Source organism: Mycobacterium hainanense (assembly GCF_041890355.1).
Classification (GTDB): Bacteria; Actinomycetota; Actinomycetes; order Mycobacteriales; family Mycobacteriaceae; genus Mycobacterium; species Mycobacterium hainanense.
This window is the reverse complement of the sequence record NZ_CP169059.1, coordinates 3,695,577-3,714,892: the sequence shown is the minus strand read 5'-3', so window position 1 is coordinate 3,714,892 and position 19,316 is coordinate 3,695,577. Positions and strand designations below refer to the sequence as shown.

Below are 19,316 nucleotides of genomic sequence, written 5' to 3'. Positions count from 1 at the left end.
ACGGCGGTCGGCAAGAGCGGCGCGCGGGTGCTCGGTCAGCGCTGGTAGATGCTGGCCAGCCAGATGTGCAGCAAGGTGTCGACCGCCCGGTCCTCGGGCAGCGCCTCGTCCTCGGCGGTGAACGTGGCGGCCATCACCCGTTCGCTCAACATGTTGAGGGCGAGCGAGAGCTGCTCGGCCGGCACGGTGTCGGGGGCGGCGCCCCGGCCGCGCTCGGCCTTGATGGCGGCCGTGGTCAGCGAGATCCACCTCTGCATGAGCGTGGACCACAACTGCCGCACCTCGGGGTTGGTGGCCTTCGCCGAGGCGCCCGCCACGGCGACCGCCGGGTGAGAGCCCGACACCTCGAAGAACGCCTCGATGCGCGCCCGCCACAGCTCCGCAGGGTCGCCGGACGAGATCCCCCCGAGCGACCGGAGGGCCGTCTGCGCTTTGCCGTTCATCTGGTCCAGGAGCGACAGCAACACCGCGTTCTTCGATGGGAAATAGAAGTAGAAGGTGGGACGCGAAATCCCAGCGCCTTTTGCTAGGTCGTCCACGGAGAAATCCGCGAGCGGGCGCTCCTGCAGCAGGCGCTCCGCGGTGGCCAGTATCGCCTGTTCCCGATCGTCACCCGAGTGCGGCGATGACCGGCGGCCCCGCGAGGCGTGCAGGTACTTGGTCTGTGTCGGCAGGTTGGACACGCCCGCTACTGTTGGGCACCCCGATATACGCGAACGAAACTGTTGATTAAGCCCAGCAATAATGTCGATTAAGTTCGACGCTTTCTTCGCGGGCGTGACCGGTATTTGCTGGCCCTTTCATCGCGTGCGGCGGCCCCCCGCGTCGCCCGACGAACTGCCCCGTGATTCGGGACTTCCGCCCCTACTGCGGCCCCGCCGCGCAATGGTCGCATCGGGTGATGACGAAGAACGACGACGCCAGCAAGGCCTGCCACATCGACGTGCTGGTCGAAGAGCGCGACGAAAAGACCCGGGCGAAAGCGCGGCCGTCTTGGCAAGGCGAGGCGTTGTCGGCATCGGCCTGGCGCGGCCGACGACTATGCGCGGACGACCGCTACGACGGACATTACAGGCTCATCACAGCGGCGACGTGAAACGCCGATCGGCCAACTGAATCCGCGGCGGTCCCGGCACGCCCCCCGCCCGGGACCGCCGCCCCAAACTTCGCCCGGCGAACAGGCCGGTATTGGGGCGTCAGGTTTCGTACAAAGCCTGGAGGCGGTCGGCGAATTTGTCGATGACCACCTTGCGCTTCAGCTTCATACTCGGCGTCAGATCGCCCGACTCGACGGTGAATTCGCGGTCGGCGATCGTGAACTTCTTGATCTGTTCCCAGCGATTGAGTTCGGTGTTCAAGGCGTCGATGTAGCCGGCGATCAGCTGCTGTGTCTTGTCGTCGTGCGCGATGTCGGCGAACGACTTGCCCGCCAGGCCGTTCTTATTGGCCCAATCGGTGATCGCCTCGGTGTCGAGACTGACCAGGGCGACACAGTACGGCTTGCCCTCCCCGTAGACCACGATCTCGCTCACGTACGGGCAGCGGCCCTTGAACCGCGCGTCGATCGCCGACGGCGCAACGTATTTGCCCTGTGAGGTCTTGAACATGTCCTTCTTGCGGTCGGTGATCCGCAGGAATCCGTCGGCATCCAGTTCGCCGATGTCGCCGGTGTGGAACCACCCGTCGGGGTCGAGCGCCTCGGCCGTGGCGTCCGGCAGGTCGTGATAGGCGGTCATCAGACCCGGCCCCTTCAGCAGAATCTCGCCGTCCTCGGCGATCTTCACATCGGTGGCGGGGAAGGGCCAGCCGACCGTGCCGAACCGATAAGCGTTGGGACGGTTGATGAATGACGCGGCCGCGGTCTCCGTCAGCCCGTAGCCCTCCAGCACGATGATGCCGACGGCATCGAACCACTGCGCGACGTCGCGGTCCAGCGCGGCGGCCGCGGACACGAAGAACCGCAAGCGGCCACCAAACCGCTCCCGGATGGTGGTGAACACCAATCGGTCGGCGACCTTATAGGCCAGCGACGACGCCAGCGAGGGCTTCCGCCCGGACTGTCGCGCCTCCGACACCCTCTTGCCGACCCCGATCGCCCAATCGAAGATCATTTTCCTGAGCCTGCCGCGCTCGGCTGCCATGTCCTGGATGCGCGCGTGCGCCTTCTCGAAGATGCGCGGCGCCGCGCCCATGATCGTGGGACGCAAGGCCGCGAGGTTGTCGATAATCCGCTCCACGCGGCCGTCGATGGCGGTGGGGAAGCCGATTTGTAACGGCAGCGCCAGCATCACCTTGCCGAACGCATGCGCGAGCGGCAGCCACAGGAAGTTCAAGTCGTCGGGCCCCAGGATCCCCAGTGAGTCGATCGCCGCAGCGGTGTACGTCCATGCCCCGTGCGTGAGCCGCACCCCCTTCGGGCGACCGGTAGTGCCGGAGGTGTAGATGAGGCTGGCCAGGTGGTCGGGACCGACGGCCGCGACCCTGTCGTTGACGGCGTCGGGCGTATCCGCGAGCAGTTGCTTGCCCAACAGATCGAGGTCGGCGAGGGAGATCACCCAGTCGCCGTCGCCGTTGCCGTCGATCATGACGACCTTGCCGACGTTGGGCAGTTCGTACCGGTGCTTGATCAGCTTGTCGAGCTGGGCCTGATTTTCGGCGATCACCACCCGGCTGCCGGAATTGGCGACGATGTAGGCCACATCGGTGGCGTTCGTCGTGGGGTACACGGTGGTGGTCGCGGCGCCCGCACACATGATCGCGAAGTCGGCGAGGACCCACTCGTAGCGCGTCGCGGAGGCGAGCGCGACCCGGTCCTCGGGCGCGATGCCCAGCGCGATCAGCCCCGCGGCGAGGTTGTTGACGCGTTCGCCGACTTGCTGCCAGGTCACGCTGGCCCAGGTGTGGTCCTGCGGGTAGCGGAAGGCCTCAGCGTCGGGGGTGGCGGCGACCCGGTTGACGAACATCTGCGCCACCGAGGGTGCGCGGTTCTCGATCTTGCGAAAATCGGGCCTCTCCGTTGAGGCCAGTCTTGCATTCATGACGCGAATCCATTGCTGCCGAAAGGGATACCGATGGCGTGGTGTACCGGTATACCGTCGATCCTGCGGTGCGCGGCGGCTGTGCGGTAGTGACGAAAGTCACGTGGGGCGCGGCAAACGTCCCCGCCGCGCTACATCCGATCAGACCGGTCAGTCGGCCAGAGCGATCTCGATGGACAGGCACTCACCAAGGGCGTGCGCCGCGGACCAGTCTTCTCCGCGGACCGCGCGCTCGAGATCGTCGACCAACGGGCTGCGCGCACCGAGCTCCTCCAACCAGGCGGACACGGTGGCGGGTATCTGGTGGGCGGGCACTCGGGCAACATGTCCCTCGTGGAGGCGATCGGTGAGCTGATAGATCCGGGCCTCCGGCCGGCGCTGTGGCCAATGCTGCCGCCACTTGCCTGTAATCATGTTTCCCTCCCCGCTAGCCTATCGATCCATCCGACCAGCCCCAGGGGGCCCGGCCGTAGAGGCCAAGAGCACGTTCACCGAAAGGCTTTGGTCTTGCTTCCGGCCTGCCGAAGTCCCAGTCCGACAGGGTCTTTTGTCACAGCTGTCAGCTACTTCGTTCTCCCGCGATGGCGATGCGGCTGGCGTACCGTACACCGGGGAGGACGCATCGCCACGCTACCCGTTTCGGGGGCCGCTGGATTACGAAATTGGCGAAATGACCGCTTTAGCAACGGATTCGCAATCGGCGTGTGATTCGGGCCGGGGACTCGAGCTGACAGGTGGGCCGACGTGAGGGCTGTCCGCGCCGAAGAACTCGCGGGGCTTCCCGTGTTCGCCGACATCCCGGCCGAGGACCTCAAGACGTTGGCCGCCCTTCTCGAGCCCCTCCACGCGGTCGCCGGCGAGGTACTGATGCGGCAGGGGGAACGAGCGGAGTCTTTCGCGATCATCGCGTCGGGCCGCATCCGGGTGCGGCATGTCGGATCCAAGGGCCGGGTCACCGTCACCGAGCTGTCGTCCGCGACGATCGTCGGGGAGATCGCGTTGCTGCGGCACGCCACCAGAACGGCCACGGTGACGGCGGCCGAGGACGTGCGCGGATACAGCGGGTACGGCGCCGCCTTCGACGGCATGCTGGCCATGCCGGTCGTCGCCGACCGGATGCTGCGCACCGCGCGGCAGCGAGTGGCCGCATACGTCGTCCCGATCCCGGTGACGACCAAGGACGGCGCCGTCCTATCGCTGCGCCCGGTCCTGCCCGGTGACGCCGAACGGTTCAAGAGCAGCGGTTCGTTCTCGCGGGAGACCCTGTACCGGCGGTATCAAGGCGGCGCCCCCACCGAGGCGCGACTGACCTATCTCTTCGAGGTCGACTATGTCGACCATTTCGTCTGGGTGGTCACCGACGGCGTGGCAGGGCCGGTCATCGCGGACGCCCGCTTCGTCCGGGACCAGGACGACCCCGCCTCGGCAGAGGTCGCGCTCACTGTGGCGGACGGCTACCAGGGGCGCGGGATAGGCACGCTGCTGCTCGGCGCGCTCGCGGTCGCGGCGCGCGTCGACGGCATCAAGCGCTTCCACGCCCGCGTGCTGTCCGACAATCCGCCCGCACGCGCGTTGGGCGACAAGGTGCACGCGCATTGGGCGCACGAGGAACCGGGCGTGGTCACCACGACGGGGGAGATCCCGCGTTACCGGGATCTCCCCCTCGATCACGTTGTCTACCAACAAATCCGGCAGGTAGCCCGCCAGGTGATCCACGCGTTCGACTAGGGCGGGCTGCCAGGCGGCCGGACGTATCTACTCGCCGTGCTTGCTCACCGCGATGGCGGCCGGGGTGGCGCGGCGGTGGTTGGGTGATCGCGGGGAACTGCCTGAGCGGCCGTTGGTGGCGGCTTGCCCCATCACGGTGCATGCTCACCAGCACGATTCGTCAGATATCCAGCATGGCAACAGGTTTGGGCTTTGGGCGTGTCCGTTGGGCACCAACCTGGACGACCCGCTGGCCCGCCCCGATTTGCTTGCGCCGCAAGCTCAGCGGCGGGCCAGCCGCGAGGCGCGGCCAACCTGTCCCAGGATGCGTTCCAAGACCGTGTTGGACAGGTCGCCGTCGTCGGCAACGCGAGACAGGCCACGCCGCCGCAGGAAAGTGTCGAGGCGCCGATCGGGGGACCAGTCGGCATAGATGGCGCCGAGATACCGTGACTCCAGGAACTCGCAAGCCAGGGCATCCACGTCAGAGTCGGTCAACAACAACGGTGGGATACCACCCATAACCGCCATGCTCCTTTGTTCAACCGGAACCGCATGCCAAATTACGTGAGAAGGCCCCGGTGTTCCGTCACGCGGAGATTGCGAATCGGGCCCAAATTCGTCACCGCCGGCCGTTCGGCGGGTCGATTGCCGGCCGCCGGGGTCCAACGGCCCTAGTGGTAACCGCAGCGTCGCAATACCTTCGGAGCGGAGGCGGCGGTCGCGCCGCTTCCCTCAACGATTTTGGAGGTTCGAGGTGAGCGATGCGATCCCAGTCGGGCGGATCGCCGGCTTCCCGGTGAAGGTTCACTGGAGCGTGCTGGTCATTCTGTGGTTGTTCACCTGGAGCCTGGCCAGCATGCTGCCCGGCAGCGTCAAGGGGTATTCGCCCGTCGCCTACTGGGCGGCGGGAGCGTGCGGGGCGCTGGTGCTGTTGGCGTCCCTGGTGGCGCACGAGCTCGCGCATGCCGTCGTCGCCCGCCGCGCCGGCGTGCCCGTGGGCAACGTGACGCTCTGGCTGTTCGGTGGAGTCACCACCCTGGGCGGCGAGGCGAAGACGCCGACGGCGGCCTTCCGGATCGCGGTCGCCGGGCCGGCCACCAGCCTGGCGCTGGCGGCCATCTTCGGCGGCCTGGTCGCCGCCCTGCCGATGGCGGGCGCCCCACCGATCGCCGTCGGCGTCGCGTCCTGGCTGGCCGGCATCAACCTGCTGCTGGGCCTGTTCAATCTGCTGCCCGGCGCGCCGCTGGACGGTGGCCGGGTACTGCGGGCCTTGTTGTGGCGCCGCCACGGCGACAGCGTGCGTGCCAGCATCGGCGCCGCCCACGCCGGGCGGGTGGTGGCCTTCATCCTGATTGGCTTGGGGCTGGCCGAGTTTCTGCTCGGCGGTCTGGTTGGCGGCGTCTGGCTCGCGTTCATCGGCTGGTTCATCTTCGCCGCCAGTCGCGAAGAGGAAACGCGGATTTCGGCCCAGCAGATGTTTTCCGGGGTCCGCGTCGCCGACGCGATGACCGATCGCCCGCACACCGCCCCCGGATGGATCACCGTCGACGATTTCGTCCAGCGCTACGTGCTCGGAGATCGGCACTCCGCGTACCCGGTCGTCGACCAGAGCGGGACGGTTACGGGCCTGATCACGTTGCGGCAATTACGCGACGTCGCACCCGAACGGCGCGCCACCACCACCGTGGCGGAGATCGCGCAGCCGCTGCACGAGGTGCCGTCCGGCGCACCACTGGAGCCGCTGACCACCCTGCTGGAGCGCATGGCGCCCGCCGGCCCGCGCAGCCGCGCCCTGGTGTTCGACGACGGCCAGGTCGTCGGCATCGTGACGCCGACCGATGTGACGCGGCTCATCGAGGTCTACCGGCTCGCGCACCCGGAGGCCCCGAAATCGGCTCCGGCCCAGAGCATTTAGGCCGCGGCGCTCGACAGCAGGGCTCAGGGGCGACGATGGCGACGGCGGCCGGCTGCTTGCGATGCCGGCGGAGCCTGCGATTCCCTCGTTCTTACTAATGCTGTTGGGTAACCGTGCATCGACGTGGCGGACCGCGCATGTGGGACGAGTCCCCGGTCGACCCCGGCTACTACGAAGACGACCTTCCCGGGAGCTCAAACCGCGCCTGGCCGACAATGAAGTGTTCTTCACCGAAACGCTGCTGGGACGCGACGCCCCCTCGGGTCACCGGGTGGGGCGGCCAAGTTAGGTCCGCTCGGTGTAGACACACCTTTAATGGCCGCTCGCCCGGGGGTCGAGCAAGCGGAAGGAGCGTGAGGGTCCCGTGAACGTGCCGCCCACGTCGGTCGGGGAGTCCGCCGGCCGACGCCGCGAGGTGCTGCGGGTGTTGCGGGCGTCACCCGACGCCATGAGCATCGCCGCGATCGCCGACCTGCTGGGCGTGCACCCCAATACCGTCCGATTCCACCTGGACACCTTGGTCGGCGACGGGCAGGTCGAGCACGTCGAGCTGGACCGCAAGGGGCCGGGCCGCCCGCCGCTGATGTTCCGGGCGGTCCGCCAGATGGACCGCGGCGGCACGCGGCACTATCGACTGCTCGCCGAGGTGCTGGCCACGGCGTTCGCCGGCGAGCCGGACGCCAGCGCCAAGGCGGTGGCCGCGGGCCGGGCCTGGGGGAAAAACCTCGATGCCAGCCTTCAGCCGGTCCCGACGAGCCCCACCACCGTCGACGACGCCGTCGACCACCTGGTCAACATGCTCGACGAACTGGGCTTCGCGCCCGAACGCCGGGCGGCCGACGGGAAGCAACAGGTCGGCCTGCGGCACTGCCCGTTCCTGGAACTGGCCGAGAACCGGACGACCGTCGTCTGCCCCGTGCACCTCGGCCTGATGCAGGGCGCCATGGAGAGCTGGGGCGCGCCGATTACGGTCGACCGGCTCGAGGCGTTCGTCGAGCCCGATCTGTGCCTGGCGCACCTGAAACTGCAGAAGGCGGCCAAGTGAGCACCGGGCCCGCGGTCGCCGTCGCGGCCACCTTCGTGTGGCTCGGCATGGTGCTGGCCATCTCGTTCCTGGAAGCCCCGCTGAAGTTCCGTGCGCCGAATGTGACGTTGCAGATCGGACTTGGCATCGGGCGGCTGGTGTTTCGGGCCCTCAATACCGTCGAGGTGTGCTTCGCGCTCGTGCTCGTGGCGGTCGTCATCACCGGCCCCGCGCCGGCGAGTGTCGCCGCGGCGACGTTCGTCGCGGTGGGAGCGCTGGCCACGCAGCTGATCGCCGTGCGTCCCCGATTGACGCGGCGCTCCGACAGCGTGCTCGCCGGGTCCGACGGGCCGCGCTCGCGGGCCCATTACGTCTACATCGGCTTCGAGGTGGTCAAGGTGGCCGCGCTTGTCGCGGCGGGGATACTGCTAGTGGCGGGGTGATCGCGTCCGCTCGACCATGAAGGACTCAGCTATGGAATCGATCTCGTTGACCAGTCTCGCGTCCGAAAAGCTGGCGGAGGCCACCAAATCGCACAGCGGCCGGGCGGCCCACACCATCCACGGGGGCCACACCCACGAACTTCGGCAGACCGTGCTGGCTTTGCTTGGCGGCCATGAGCTTTCCGAACACGACAGCCCCGGCGAGGCGACGCTGCAGGTGCTGCGGGGCCACGTGCGCCTGACCACCAATGGTGACGCCTGGGAAGGCAAAACGGGCGACTACGTCGCGATCCCGGCGGAACGGCACGCCCTGCACGCGGTCGAGGATTCGGTGGTCATGCTGACCGTGCTCAAGACCCTGCCCTCGGCTCACTAGCCGCATGCTTTCCACGCCCTGGTCAAGGGAGTTCGGGCTGCGGGCGCCGATCGTCAACGCGCCCATGGGCGGGGTTGCCGGGGGCCGGCTGGCCGCGGCGGTCACCGCCGCCGGGGGCCTGGGGATGGTCGGCATGGGCAGCGCGGCGACGCCAGAACTGCTGCGGTCCGAGCTGCAGCACGTGCGGGGGAAGTTCGGCATCGGCTTGGTCGATTGGGTGATGCGCACCCAGGCCGGCCTGTTCGAGGATGCGCTGGCGGCGCGTCCGGCATTGCTGTCGGTCAGTTTCGGGACCGACTGGTCGTGGGTCCAGAAGGCGCACGACGCCGGAATCCCCACCGCCACCCAGGTGTACGACGGCCTCGGGGCTCGCCAGGCGGCTGACGCCGGCGTCGACATTCTGGTGGCCCGCGGCTCGGAGGGCGGCGGGCACGGTGAGACGACGCTGGCGACGCTGCCGTTGCTGGACACCGTGTTGGACGCCGTCTCGGTGCCGGTCCTCGCCGGTGGCGGCGTGGCGTCGGCGCGCAGCCTGGCCGCCGTGCTGGCCGCCGGGGCGAGCGGGGCGTGGGTGGGCACGCGCCTGGCCGCGTGTCCGGAGGCGCTCTCCGGTGACGGCAGCCGCCGCGCGCTGATCGCGGCCCGGGCCACCGACACCGCGGTCACCCGGGCCTTCGACGTCGCCCAGGCCCGGCCGTGGCCGGCGCGTTTCCCGTCGCGGGTGCTGACCAACGACTTCGTCGAGCGCTGGACCGGCAAGGAGGACGCGCTCAACCCGCAGGCCTGCGACGAACTCGCGGCCTCCATCGTCGCCGACGACCGTCGGGTCGCCCCGGTGGACGCCGGTCAGGGCGTCGGGATGATCCGGGATGACGCCTCGGTGGCCGAGGTGATCGACGAAATGTGTTCGGGCGCAGAGCGCTTGCTGACGGCCTGGGGGTCGTAGCCCCGTCCGGCCGTCACGCTGGCGTGACGTTCGGCGCCCATCGCCACGCTGGCGTGACGCTCGGCAAGCGGGCATGCACAACGGCAGCATCCGGCGTCGCTGACTCCGCCGGGTCAGACGCCGCGCAGATAGCGTTTGGCGATGACGCGCTGAGCCACCGACACCACGGGCCTGGCGGCCTTGCTCCACCAGGTTGCGGGACGCGAGAACGCCGTCACCTCCGCGAACACCGCGGAGGTGACGGGATCACGCCGGACGACGAAACGTTCCTCGCCGGACTCCGGATGTCCGGGCAAGGTGCCGTAGGCGAATCCGCGGATGTCGGGCTCGTCGATGACGTACACCACCCGGCACGGCGCGGGCAGAAAACCCATGCGCACCAAAACAACTGTGTCGACCTCGGCAACCTCGGAGCTCGCTTGCACCCGCAGGCCGGCCCCGTGTTGCATGCCCCAGCGCATGACGGCGTCGGCGGCCCGCTCGAAGCGCTGCTGCCCGGTGCCGATCTGTTTCTCCGTGTGCAGGTGGCCGTATCCCGCGGGCAACTTGCCGGACGCGGTCGCCCCCACCTCGGGGTACGTCAACGGAAGTTCCTCGAGCGCTCCTAAGTCCACCCGCCCAGCTTGCCACGCCGCCCTCCGCGTCGACATTTCCGCGTACGGTCGTGAAAGTGACCGCACAAAACTCGGAAAGCGTTGCACCAACAAGCCAAGCGTCCGGAACGTTCACCATCGGCGGCGACCTGACCGTCAACCGACTCGGCTTCGGCGCCATGCGCCTGACCGGTAAGGGCGTCTGGGGGCCGCCCGCCGACCGCGACGAATGCGTCCGGGTGTTGCGGCGCGCCGTCGAACTCGGCGTGAACTTCATCGACACCGCCGACTCCTATGGCCCCTACGTGTCCGAGGAGATCATTCGCGAGGCGCTGCACCCGTACGACGGGCTGGTCATCGCGACCAAGGCGGGACTGCTGCGCACCGGGCCGGACGTCTGGATCCCGCTGGGCAACCCGAGCTACCTGCGGCAGGAATGCGAGATGAGCCTGCGCCGCCTCGGCGTCGACACCATCGACCTGTTCCAACTGCACCGCATCGACCGCGACTTCCCGCTGGCCGACCAGGTGGGCGAGTTGCTGACGCTGAAGAACGAGGGCAAGATCCGCCACATCGGCCTGTCCGAGGTCAACGTCGATCAGCTCACGGAAGCCCAGCGCATCACCGAGATCGTCTCGGTGCAGAACATGTACAACCTGTCCGCCCGCGGCGCCGAGCGGCTGCTGGACGCCGCGACCAGCCAGGGCATCGGCTTCATCCCGTGGTTCCCGCTGGCGGCCGGGCCGCTGGCCGCGCCCGACGGTCCGCTGCAGCGCATCGCCGCCGAGCACCACGCGAGCGCGTCCCAACTGGCGCTGGCCTGGCTGCTGAAACGGTCGCCGGTGATGCTGCCGATCCCGGGCACGTCGAAGGCGGCGCACCTGGAGGAGAACGTCGCCGCCGCCCAGATCGAGCTGAGCGACGAGGAGTTCGAGGCGCTGTCGACCGCCGGCGGTCAGAACACGGTCTGACCGCCGGATACGGTGTCCCGGTGAGCACCGGACAGGCCAGGCACCCTGGCGGCGGGTTCAACCCGCCCGAACCGACGACCAAGGGCGGCCCCGACTACGGCCGGTTCATCGACGCCGTGCGCAAGCTGCAGGACCACGCCCGGGCCGTGGACGCCCCCGACGAGGTCATCACCGAAGCGGCGGATCAGCTGGAGAAGTTGTCGGCGCTGCTGGCCCCGTACGACGCCGACGAGTGGGCGTCGCCCTCGGGGCGCCGCATGGACCTGCCGATGCGGGGCAACGTCCTGACGATTCCCATGTCGGCCCGCAAGGGTGACGACGGCCGCGTGCACGGCTGGGCGCGGTTCGCCCGGTTCCATCTGGGGCGCAACGGCGCGGTCCACGGCGGTTCGCTTGGCATGTTGTTCGACACCGTGCTCGGCCTGACGGCGGTCCTTCTCACCGGGAGCCGGCGTCAGCGCACCGCCTACCTCAAGATCGACTACCGCAACATCGTGCCCATCGAGAAGGAGTTGCAGTTCGACGCCGGGGTCGACAGGATGGACGGGCGCAAGATCTTCGTGTCCGGCCGGCTGACCGACGGCGACACGCTGCTGACCGAAGCCGACGCCCTGTTCGTGCGGCTCAAGCCCGGACAGCCTTGACGCTATGCCGCACCGAAAAACGTTGCACCACCGGCGTTTTGGCGAACTGCGCCTTCCGCCGGTCGCAGTCGCCCGCGCATCGGCCCTCTCGCGTCGGTACCCGGGACATTGACCTGGGCGCTTTTGGCGGAAGGGGTTTCGTAGTGGCGCTCGCCGGCCTGACATTGGCGGACTTGTTCCGTGCGGTCGACCTGACTGGCGTGTTCGGCAACGCCCTGCTGGGCGGCGTGGTCGCCCGCAAGGAGAAGCTGGACCCCGTTGGCTTCGCGGCCCTCGCCGTGTTGTCGGGCCTGGGCGGCGGCATGATCCGGGACACTCTGCTGCAGCGCGGCACACCGGTCGCGCTCACCGACTACGCCTATCTGTTGACCGCCCTGGCCGGAGCGGCGTTCGCGTTCGCTTTCCGGGTCGAGGGCCGGGTGTGGAACTGGGTATGGCCGGTCGTGGACGCGCTGGCATTGGGATGCTGGGCGGCCACCGGGGCGTATAAGACGCTCGCCGTGGGACTCGGCTGGTTGGCCGCGCTGCTGCTGGGCACGATCTCGGCGGTCGGCGGGGGAGCGACGCGGGACATCGTGATGCGTCGCGTCCCGGGAATTTTCGGTGGCAACACCCTTTACGCCACGTGTGCTCTCGCCGCGAGCGGTGCGCTGGTGCTCTTCGACTACCGCGATCATCCGACCCCCGGGCTGCTGGTGGGCGCACTGACCGGGACGGTGTTGTGCTGGCTCGCGCAGTGGCGCGGCTGGATGTTGCCCGCCGTGGGCGCCTGGTCGCCGGCGACAATTTTGCATCGGGGTCGATCCCGCCGGTCGGCGCCCGGGGCCAACCAGGCGGAGGAGGGCTTCGAGGATGGGGACAGCGACTAATTCGATGCGCACGCGGGTGCTTGCGGGGCTGCGCGATGCCCGTGACTGGCAGGAGGGCTTCTACCGCGACCTGCACCGACACCCCGAGTTGTCGCACCAGGAGCGCGACACGGCGGCAGCCGTGGCCGAGCGGCTGGGCGGCTTCGGCTACGACGTGCACGAGGGCATCGGCGGCACGGGCGTCGTCGGGATTCTGCGCAACGGCGACGGCCCGGCCGTGTTGCTGCGGGCCGACATGGACGCGCTGCCCGTCAGGGAAGACACCGGCCTCCCGTACGCCAGCACGGCCACCGCCACCGATGCGGGCGGCAACCGGGTGCCGGTGATGCACGCCTGCGGCCACGACGTTCACGTCGCGTGTCTGCTTGGAGCCGCCGCGCTGCTGGCGGCCGCCCACGACCAGTGGACGGGCACCGTGATCACGGTGTTCCAGCCCGCCGAGGAGGTCGGCGACGGGGCACGCGGCATGCTCGCCGACGGTCTCGCGACGCTGGTCGGCCGCGTCGACGTCGCCCTCGCCCAGCACGTCCTGCCTTTGCCGGCCGGTCAGGTTGGCACACGATCCGGGCCCGTCCTTTCTACCGCGGACAGCATGCGGATCACCGTGCATGGCCGCGGCGGGCATGGCTCGACGCCGCAGGCCACCGTCGATCCGGTGGTCCTGGCGGCCATGATCGTGATCCGGCTGCAGACCGTCGTCTCCCGCGAGGTCGCGCCAACCGATTCCGCCGTGCTGACCATCGGCAAGATCGAGGCGGGAACCAAGAGCAACATCATCGGTGACCGGGCGGTGCTGGAACTGAACCTGCGCACCTTCAGCGAGGAGACCCGCACCAGGGTCCTGGACGCGATCCGGCGCATCGTGACCGCCGAATGCCGGGCGTCCGGATCGCCGATGGATCCCGACTTCGAGCTTTTCGACCACTACCCGGTGACCGTCAACGATCCCGGGGTCACCGGGCGGGTGCGCGCCGCGTTCGACGAATTCTTCGGCGACCGATCATCCGAGTTGCCGCTGCAGGCCGCGAGCGAGGACTTCAGCGACATTCCCACGGCGCTCGAGACGCCCTATTGCTACTGGGGTATCGGCGGCGTCGATCCCGACACCTACCGCACGGCGGTGGAGGCGGGCCGCGTCAGCGAGGACATCCCGGTCAACCATTCGCCGACGTTCGCACCCGTCATCCAGCCCACCCTGGACACCGGGACTCAAGCCATGACGGTCGCCGCGCTTGCCTGGCTGGCGCGGCGATAACCGTTGGGCTGCAACGCATGGCGTAACCCTCATTGACCGAGGCGGTCGCCCGGCGTGTACGTCGGCAGGGTCACCTCTTCGTGGTCGAGTTCGCGTTCGAGCACCCGAAGACTCCGATCGGGCAGCATGCCGGCATCGCGCCAGCGCACCAGTTCGTCGCGCTCGGCATCGATTGCCGCCCGCCGGATCGCGACGGCCGCCTCGTATTCGGGGTAGTTGGGTAAGTCGTCGGAATCCGCCAAGACATCGAGCCGGCGTTGATACCGCTCGAGCCGCGTGCGCAACTGCCTTCGCACTGCGTCGATCGCCCTCGCGTCCGCTTCGCTTCCATGATCCAGCTCCTCGAGGGTGTCCAGGGCAGCGCGCACGGCGGCCGTGCGCGCCCGATTGCGCAGGCGCACTTCATCGATGGCGTTGGCGTGAACGCCGAGAGCACGCACGACCGGGCCGAAAGTGCTGCCCTGCCCGATCAGCGTCACCAGCACGACCACCAACGTGCAGAACAACAGCAGGTCCCGCACGGGAAACCGTGCGCCGCTGTCGGTCGTGAAGGGCACGGCGAAGATCGCGGCGAGGCTGACGACCCCGCGGGTGCCGGCCCAGCTCAGCACCAAAATCTCACGGCCACTGAGTCTCTCGGCGTTGCGGTCGCGCGGGCGACGGGCTTGCGCGTCGTCGTCATCGTCGTCATCGTCGTCATCGTCGGCGGTCCCCGTGACGTTGCCCAGCCGGGTGTGCAGTGACCGCGGCAGCGACTGCGTGAGCAACAGCCACAGCGGCCGCACCAGCAGCACCGCCGCGGTGGTCACGACGGTCGCCACGACGATGGTCGACACCGGGTAGCCCCGCAGGCCGTCGAGGATGGTCGGGAACTGCTGGCCGATCAGCAGGAAAACGAGGCCCTCGAGGAGGAAGTTCGCCAACCGCCACACGGCCCGGGTCTGCAACCGGCTCGCCCCCGACTCCGACCGGGGTGAGTCGTGTCCGACGATCAGTCCGCACACCACGACCGCCAGCACACCCGACGCGTGCACCTTCTCGGCCGCGAGATAGGCCAGGAACGGCGTGGCCAGCGAGATCGCGTTGGCCGTCATGACGTCGTGCGGCAACCGCCGCAACAGGCGGCGGAACCAGGCGAAGACCAGCCCGATCACCAGGCCGCCCACGGCCGCCAGGGCGAACTCCCGGACCGCGAACGGGAACGAGAAGTCCGAACCCCTGGCCACCGTGATGGCCACGGACAGGGTGGTGAGCGCCGTCGCGTCGTTGAGCAGCCCCTCGCCTTCGACGAGGGTGACGATGTTGAGTGGCAGGCCGACCTTGCGGGCGACCGCGAGCGCGGCCACCGGGTCGGTGGGTGCCACCGCGGCGCCCAGCACTGCGCCCACCGCGAGCGTCGCACCGCTGACCAGCAGCGCGAAGGCGACCCCGACCGAGGCCGCGGTCAGCAGAACGAGGATGACCGACAGGCTGATGACCGTCCGCAGGTTGCGGCGGATCCCGACCAGTGACGACTCCAGGGCCGCGTTGTAGAGCAGAGGCGGCAATATGCAGGTCATCACGACGTCGGGACGAAGGCCGACGTTCGGTCCCGGCAGGAACCCGTAACCGATACCGACCAGGGTCAGCAGCCCCGCGCTGGGCAGTCCGGTGCGGTCGCTGACCCAGTTCACCACCACGATGGCGCCGACAGCGGCGAGCAGCAATGCCAAAGCCATCTGCGCCCCCACGGTCCCATTCTGCCGACAATTTGCTGCCGGGGTCGTTGCCGCCGCAGCCGGGCCGGGCGGACCTCGACCGGACGGCGGGGCGCTGGAAGTCGGTTGGCCTAGGCGTTCTGCCCGCTCGAGACTCGCTCGGCCAACTTGTCGAGCTCCCCGGTGACTCGCGAATCGTCACCGTCGGGCAGCAGGAACAGGCAGCGTTCTATCCCGGCGGACGCGTACTTTTCGGCCATGTCCTCGTCCGACGATGCGGCGAAGAGGCTGATCGGAATCCGGCCCCGCCCCGCATCGGCTGCGCGCTGCTGCAATCGGGCCGCGCGCTCGGCGAACTCGTCCACGTTGTCCCGTGTGACGTTCTGCGCCAGCCAACCGTCGCCGAACGAGATGATGCGGTCCTCCACGGTCGGGCCCATCCCGCCGACCAGTACCGGCAGGGGCGACTGGACCGGCTTGGGATAGGACCAGATCGGGTCGAAGTTGACGAATTCGCCGTGATACTCCGCCTCCTCGTTGGTCCAGATCTGCCGCATCGCCTCGACCCGTTCGCGCATGACGGACATCCGGACGCGAGGGTCGGTGCCGTGGTTGGCCATCTCTTCGCGGTTCCAACCCGCTCCGACCCCGAAGAGGAAACGCCCAGCCGAAAGGCGGTCGACGCTGGCCACTTCCTTGGCCGTGGTGATGGGGTCCCGCTCCACCACCAGACACACTCCGGTGCCGATCTTCAAGCGGCTCGTCGCCGCCGCTGCGGCGGTGCACGCGACGAACGGGTCGTAGGTGTGCACGTACATCCTGGGCAATTCGCCGCCCCCGGGGTAGGGCGACTTCCTGCTGGTCGGGATGTGGGTGTGCTCGCAGAACAGCAGCGACTCGAAACCGCGTTCTTCGCTCGCTGCCGCGAGTTCGTCTGGCCGCATGCCGTAGTCCGTCGGGAAATAGCACAAACCGAATTGCATAGGGTGGCCTCCCTGCCTCACGCGGTGCGGCGACGACTGCGCTCAATCGAGCGGTCACCGTGGGCTACCCGGAGGGCGTGAACAAAAACGGGAAGCCGTGACCGGATCGGAGAACCGTTCGCACGTCCGCGGAAGCGCACTGTTCGGCGGCCCTGCTCGCGTCCGGAGCGCCCCGATAGCATGGTCGTCGATCCACCGACCTAGGAGAACCCACGCGATGAGCGCCGCCGCAAACCCGTCCCCAGCAGCCCCGATCCGGGTGCCCGCGGGGACCACCGCCGCGGCCGTGGTGCGCGAGGCCGGGCTGCCGGGCCGCGGGGCGCCCGACGCGGTCGTCGTGGTGCGCGACGCCGAGGGCAAGCTGCGGGACTTGAGCTGGGTGCCCGACGCCGACACCGAGGTGGTGCCGGTGGCGGCCAACACCGAAGAGGGGCGCAGCGTCATCCGGCATTCGGCCGCGCACGTGCTGGCCCAGGCCGTCCAGGGCATGTTTCCGCACGCGAAGCTGGGGATCGGGCCGCCCATCACCGACGGCTTCTACTACGACTTCGACGTGGCGGAGCCGTTCACCCCCGACGACCTGGCGGCCCTGGAAAAGCGGATGCGCCAGATCGTCAAGGAGGGTCAGCTGTTCGAGCGGCGCGTGTACGAGTCCAAGGACCAGGCGCGCTCGGAGTTGGCCGGTGAGCCCTACAAGCTGGAACTGGTCGACGACAAGTCCGGCGACCCCGACATCATGGAGGTCGGCGGCGACGAGCTCACCGCCTACGACAACCTCAATCCCCGCAGCCGCGAACGGGTTTGGGGCGACCTGTGCCGCGGCCCGCACATCCCGACCACCAAGCACATCCCGGCGTTCAAGCTGACCCGCAGCTCCGCCGCGTATTGGCGCGGGGACCAGAAAAACGCGAGTCTGCAACGCATCTACGGCACCGCGTGGGAATCGCAGGAGGCGCTGGACCGCCACCTCGAGCTGCTCGCCGAAGCGCAGCGGCGCGACCACCGCAAGCTGGGCGCCGAGCTGGACCTGTTCAGCTTCCCCGACGAGATCGGTTCCGGGCTCGCCGTTTTCCACCCCAAGGGCGGTGTGGTGCGCAGGGAGCTCGAGGAGTACTCGCGCCGCAAGCACATCGAGGCCGGGTACGAGTTCGTCAACACCCCGCACATCACCAAGGCGCAGCTGTTCCACACCTCCGGCCACCTGGACTGGTACGCCGACGGGATGTTCCCGCCGATGCACCTCGACGCCGAACTGAACGACGACGGAACGGTGCGCAAGCCCGGGCAGGACTACTACCTCAAGCCGATGAACTGCCCGATGCACACGTTGATCTTCCGGTCCCGCGGGCGGTCATACCGCGAACTCCCGTTGCGGCTGTTCGAATTCGGCACCGTCTACCGCTACGAGAAGTCCGGCGTGGTGCACGGGCTGACCCGGGCCCGCGGATTCACCATGGACGACTCGCACATCTTCTGCACGCGCGACCAGCTCCACGGCGAACTGGCGTCGCTGCTGCGGTTCGTGCTCGAGCTGCTGGGCGACTACGGCCTGGAGGACTTCTATCTGGAGCTGTCCACCAAGGACCCGGAGAAGTTCGTCGGCACCGACGAGATGTGGGAGCAGGCCACCAACTCCCTGGCCGAGGTGGCGGCCGAGTCGGGCCTGGAACTGGTGCCCGACCCGGGCGGCGCGGCGTTCTACGGCCCGAAGATCTCCGTGCAGGCCCGCGACGCCCTGGGCCGCAGCTGGCAGATGTCGACCATCCAGGTGGACTTCAACTTTCCGGAGCGCTTCGAGCTGGAGTACACTGCCCCGGACGGAACCCGGCAGCGGCCGGTGATGATCCACCGCGCCCTGTTCGGGTCGATCGAGCGGTTCTTCGGCATCCTCACCGAGCATTACGCGGGGGCGTTCCCGGCGTGGCTGGCGCCCGTGCAGGTGGTCGGGATTCCCGTCGCCGACGAACACGTGCCCTACCTGGAAAGCGTTGCGGCGCAGCTGAAGTCGCGCGGCGTGCGGGTCGAGGTGGACAGCAGCGACGACCGGATGGCCAAGAAGATCGTGCACCACACGGGCCAGAAGGTGCCGTTCATGTTGCTGGCCGGTGACCGCGACGTCCAGGCGAAGGCGGTGAGTTTCCGCTTCGGCGACCGCACGCAGATCAACGGGGTCCCCCGTGACAGCGCGGTCGACGCCATCGTGGGCTGGATCGCCGAGCGCGAGAATGCGGCCCCCACAGCCGAACTGGTGAAGGTGACCGGCGGTGAGTGAGCCCACGGAACGCGCGGAGGACACCATTCTGGACACCGGTGTCGGCGAGAGTGACCACCTGCAACGGCTGTGGACGCCGTACCGGATGACCTATCTGGCCGAAGCGCCGATGAAGCGCGACCCCAACTCGTCGGGCAAGACCGACCAGCCGTTCACCGATATTCCGCAACTGTCGGACGAGGAAGGCTTGGTGGTCGCGCGCGGCGAACTCGTCTACGCCGTCCTCAACCTCTACCCGTACAACCCGGGTCACCTGATGGTGGTGCCCTATCGGCGGGTCTCCGAGCTCGAGGACCTCACCGACGAGGAGAGCGCGGAGTTGATGGCCTTCATCCAGAAGGCCATTCGCGTGATCAAGAACGTGTCGCGGCCGCACGGCTTCAACGTCGGCCTCAATCTCGGCACGTCGGCCGGCGGGTCGCTGGCCGAACACCTGCATGTGCACGTCGTGCCGCGCTGGGGCGGCGACGCGAACTTCATCACCATCATCGGCGGCTCGAAGGTGATCCCGCAGTTGCTGCGTGAAACCCGCCGGCTGCTGGCCACGGAGTGGGCAAGGCAGTCATGAGGCTCGAGCGCT

The 19,316-nt window shown here is 68.7% G+C and carries 19 protein-coding genes and 2 pseudogenes; 14 read left to right on the top strand and 7 right to left on the bottom strand.

Translation table 11 applies throughout. The features are described from left to right. Positions 1 to 35: 35 nt before the first annotated feature. On the bottom strand, positions 36 to 683 hold the full coding sequence (locus ACEL92_RS17075; RefSeq protein WP_374021907.1) for a TetR/AcrR family transcriptional regulator: 648 nt from the start codon (positions 681 to 683) through the stop codon (positions 36 to 38). A 218-nt stretch (positions 684 to 901) separates the two neighbouring features. Between ACEL92_RS17075 and ACEL92_RS17070 the strand changes: the two are divergent. Continuing rightward, a pseudogene (locus ACEL92_RS17070) lies at positions 902 to 1,032 on the top strand (DUF1876 domain-containing protein); the annotation flags it as partial. 164 nt (positions 1,033 to 1,196) lie between these two features. Here the strand turns inward: ACEL92_RS17070 and ACEL92_RS17065 are convergent. Together ACEL92_RS17065 and ACEL92_RS17060 are read right to left on the bottom strand one after the other, a co-directional pair. Continuing rightward, the gene (locus ACEL92_RS17065) at positions 1,197 to 3,038 is read right to left on the bottom strand and encodes a long-chain fatty acid--CoA ligase (protein WP_374021906.1); all 1,842 of its coding nucleotides are present in this window, start codon (positions 3,036 to 3,038) and stop codon (positions 1,197 to 1,199) included. Between the two features lie 150 nt (positions 3,039 to 3,188). After that, positions 3,189 to 3,452 carry a hypothetical protein gene (locus tag ACEL92_RS17060; RefSeq protein ID WP_374021905.1) on the bottom strand — a complete coding sequence of 88 codons (264 nt, stop codon included), beginning with the start codon at positions 3,450 to 3,452 and terminating at the stop codon, positions 3,189 to 3,191. 330 nt (positions 3,453 to 3,782) lie between these two features. Here ACEL92_RS17060 and ACEL92_RS17055 point away from each other — a divergent pair, with 330 nt between their 5' ends. Further along, positions 3,783 to 4,766 carry a GNAT family N-acetyltransferase gene (locus ACEL92_RS17055; RefSeq protein WP_374021904.1) on the top strand — a complete coding sequence of 328 codons (984 nt, stop codon included), beginning with the start codon at positions 3,783 to 3,785 and terminating at the stop codon, positions 4,764 to 4,766. Between the two features lie 261 nt (positions 4,767 to 5,027). Here ACEL92_RS17055 and ACEL92_RS17050 read toward each other — a convergent pair whose 3' ends face one another. Continuing rightward, positions 5,028 to 5,267, bottom strand: a complete 240-nt coding sequence (locus tag ACEL92_RS17050) for a hypothetical protein (protein WP_374021903.1) — start codon at positions 5,265 to 5,267, stop codon at positions 5,028 to 5,030. 235 nt (positions 5,268 to 5,502) lie between these two features. Between ACEL92_RS17050 and ACEL92_RS17045 the strand changes: the two genes are divergently transcribed. The 6 genes and pseudogenes from ACEL92_RS17045 (at position 5,503) to ACEL92_RS17020 (ending at position 9,452) form a co-directional block, all read left to right on the top strand. Next, on the top strand, positions 5,503 to 6,663 hold the full coding sequence (locus tag ACEL92_RS17045; protein ID WP_374021902.1) for a site-2 protease family protein: 1,161 nt from the start codon (positions 5,503 to 5,505) through the stop codon (positions 6,661 to 6,663). 117 nt (positions 6,664 to 6,780) lie between these two features. Then, a pseudogene (locus ACEL92_RS17040) lies at positions 6,781 to 7,020 on the top strand (ferredoxin family protein). Between the two features lie 7 nt (positions 7,021 to 7,027). Continuing rightward, positions 7,028 to 7,708, top strand: coding sequence for a helix-turn-helix transcriptional regulator (locus tag ACEL92_RS17035; protein WP_374021901.1), 681 nt, complete (start codon positions 7,028 to 7,030; stop codon positions 7,706 to 7,708). Continuing rightward, on the top strand, positions 7,705 to 8,130 hold the full coding sequence (locus ACEL92_RS17030; RefSeq protein ID WP_374021900.1) for a hypothetical protein: 426 nt from the start codon (positions 7,705 to 7,707) through the stop codon (positions 8,128 to 8,130). The genes ACEL92_RS17035 and ACEL92_RS17030 overlap by 4 nt, the downstream gene beginning before the upstream one ends. Before the next feature lie 31 nt (positions 8,131 to 8,161). Further along, positions 8,162 to 8,506 carry a cupin domain-containing protein gene (locus tag ACEL92_RS17025; RefSeq protein ID WP_374021899.1) on the top strand — a complete coding sequence of 115 codons (345 nt, stop codon included), beginning with the start codon at positions 8,162 to 8,164 and terminating at the stop codon, positions 8,504 to 8,506. Positions 8,507 to 8,510: 4 nt separating this feature from the next. Further along, entirely contained in the window at positions 8,511 to 9,452 is a 942-nt protein-coding gene (locus ACEL92_RS17020) for an NAD(P)H-dependent flavin oxidoreductase (RefSeq protein WP_374021898.1), read from the top strand. A 113-nt stretch (positions 9,453 to 9,565) separates the two neighbouring features. On the opposite strand, the gene ACEL92_RS17015 is transcribed toward ACEL92_RS17020, so the two are convergent. Then, positions 9,566 to 10,066 carry a DUF1990 family protein gene (locus ACEL92_RS17015; RefSeq protein ID WP_374021897.1) on the bottom strand — a complete coding sequence of 167 codons (501 nt, stop codon included), beginning with the start codon at positions 10,064 to 10,066 and terminating at the stop codon, positions 9,566 to 9,568. A gap of 56 nt (positions 10,067 to 10,122) precedes the next feature. Here ACEL92_RS17015 and ACEL92_RS17010 point away from each other — a divergent pair, with 56 nt between their 5' ends. The 4 genes from ACEL92_RS17010 to ACEL92_RS16995 all read left to right on the top strand — a co-directional run bounded on the left by ACEL92_RS17010 (position 10,123) and on the right by ACEL92_RS16995 (position 13,784). Beyond that, entirely contained in the window at positions 10,123 to 11,016 is an 894-nt protein-coding gene (locus ACEL92_RS17010; protein ID WP_374021896.1) for an aldo/keto reductase, read from the top strand. 20 nt (positions 11,017 to 11,036) lie between these two features. Next, positions 11,037 to 11,660: a PaaI family thioesterase gene (locus tag ACEL92_RS17005; protein WP_374021895.1), complete on the top strand. Its 624-nt coding sequence runs from the start codon at positions 11,037 to 11,039 to the stop codon at positions 11,658 to 11,660. A 143-nt stretch (positions 11,661 to 11,803) separates the two neighbouring features. Then, entirely contained in the window at positions 11,804 to 12,529 is a 726-nt protein-coding gene (locus ACEL92_RS17000; RefSeq protein ID WP_374021894.1) for a trimeric intracellular cation channel family protein, read from the top strand. Positions 12,530 to 12,545: 16 nt separating this feature from the next. Then, the gene (locus ACEL92_RS16995; protein ID WP_374026248.1) at positions 12,546 to 13,784 is read left to right on the top strand and encodes an amidohydrolase; all 1,239 of its coding nucleotides are present in this window, start codon (positions 12,546 to 12,548) and stop codon (positions 13,782 to 13,784) included. A 29-nt stretch (positions 13,785 to 13,813) separates the two neighbouring features. Here the strand turns inward: ACEL92_RS16995 and ACEL92_RS16990 are convergent, their stop codons facing one another. Together ACEL92_RS16990 and ACEL92_RS16985 are read right to left on the bottom strand one after the other, a co-directional pair. Further along, positions 13,814 to 15,502, bottom strand: a complete 1,689-nt coding sequence (locus ACEL92_RS16990; RefSeq protein WP_374021893.1) for a cation:proton antiporter — start codon at positions 15,500 to 15,502, stop codon at positions 13,814 to 13,816. 110 nt (positions 15,503 to 15,612) lie between these two features. Then, positions 15,613 to 16,464: an LLM class F420-dependent oxidoreductase gene (locus tag ACEL92_RS16985; RefSeq protein ID WP_374021892.1), complete on the bottom strand. Its 852-nt coding sequence runs from the start codon at positions 16,462 to 16,464 to the stop codon at positions 15,613 to 15,615. Between the two features lie 217 nt (positions 16,465 to 16,681). On the opposite strand from ACEL92_RS16985, the gene thrS reads away from it, so the two are divergent. Further along, positions 16,682 to 18,736: a threonine--tRNA ligase gene (gene thrS, locus ACEL92_RS16980; protein WP_374021891.1), complete on the top strand. Its 2,055-nt coding sequence runs from the start codon at positions 16,682 to 16,684 to the stop codon at positions 18,734 to 18,736. Continuing rightward, the gene (locus ACEL92_RS16975; protein ID WP_374021890.1) at positions 18,729 to 19,304 is read left to right on the top strand and encodes an HIT domain-containing protein; all 576 of its coding nucleotides are present in this window, start codon (positions 18,729 to 18,731) and stop codon (positions 19,302 to 19,304) included. The genes thrS and ACEL92_RS16975 overlap by 8 nt, the downstream gene beginning before the upstream one ends. Positions 19,305 to 19,316: the final 12 nt, after the last annotated feature.

Excerpts from the sequence above, each read along its gene's own strand:
- ACEL92_RS17065 (WP_374021906.1), bottom strand. The coding sequence starts at position 3,038 with ATGAATGCAAGACTGGCCTCAACGGAGAGGCCCGATTTTCGCAAGATC.
- ACEL92_RS17020 (WP_374021898.1), top strand. The coding sequence starts at position 8,511 with ATGCTTTCCACGCCCTGGTCAAGGGAGTTCGGGCTGCGGGCGCCGATC.
- ACEL92_RS16985 (WP_374021892.1), bottom strand. The coding sequence starts at position 16,464 with ATGCAATTCGGTTTGTGCTATTTCCCGACGGACTACGGCATGCGGCCA.
- ACEL92_RS16990 (WP_374021893.1), bottom strand. The coding sequence starts at position 15,502 with ATGGCTTTGGCATTGCTGCTCGCCGCTGTCGGCGCCATCGTGGTGGTG.
- thrS (WP_374021891.1), top strand. The coding sequence starts at position 16,682 with ATGAGCGCCGCCGCAAACCCGTCCCCAGCAGCCCCGATCCGGGTGCCC.
- ACEL92_RS17025 (WP_374021899.1), top strand. The coding sequence starts at position 8,162 with ATGGAATCGATCTCGTTGACCAGTCTCGCGTCCGAAAAGCTGGCGGAG.
- ACEL92_RS17050 (WP_374021903.1), bottom strand. The coding sequence starts at position 5,267 with ATGGGTGGTATCCCACCGTTGTTGTTGACCGACTCTGACGTGGATGCC.
- ACEL92_RS17060 (WP_374021905.1), bottom strand. The coding sequence starts at position 3,452 with ATGATTACAGGCAAGTGGCGGCAGCATTGGCCACAGCGCCGGCCGGAG.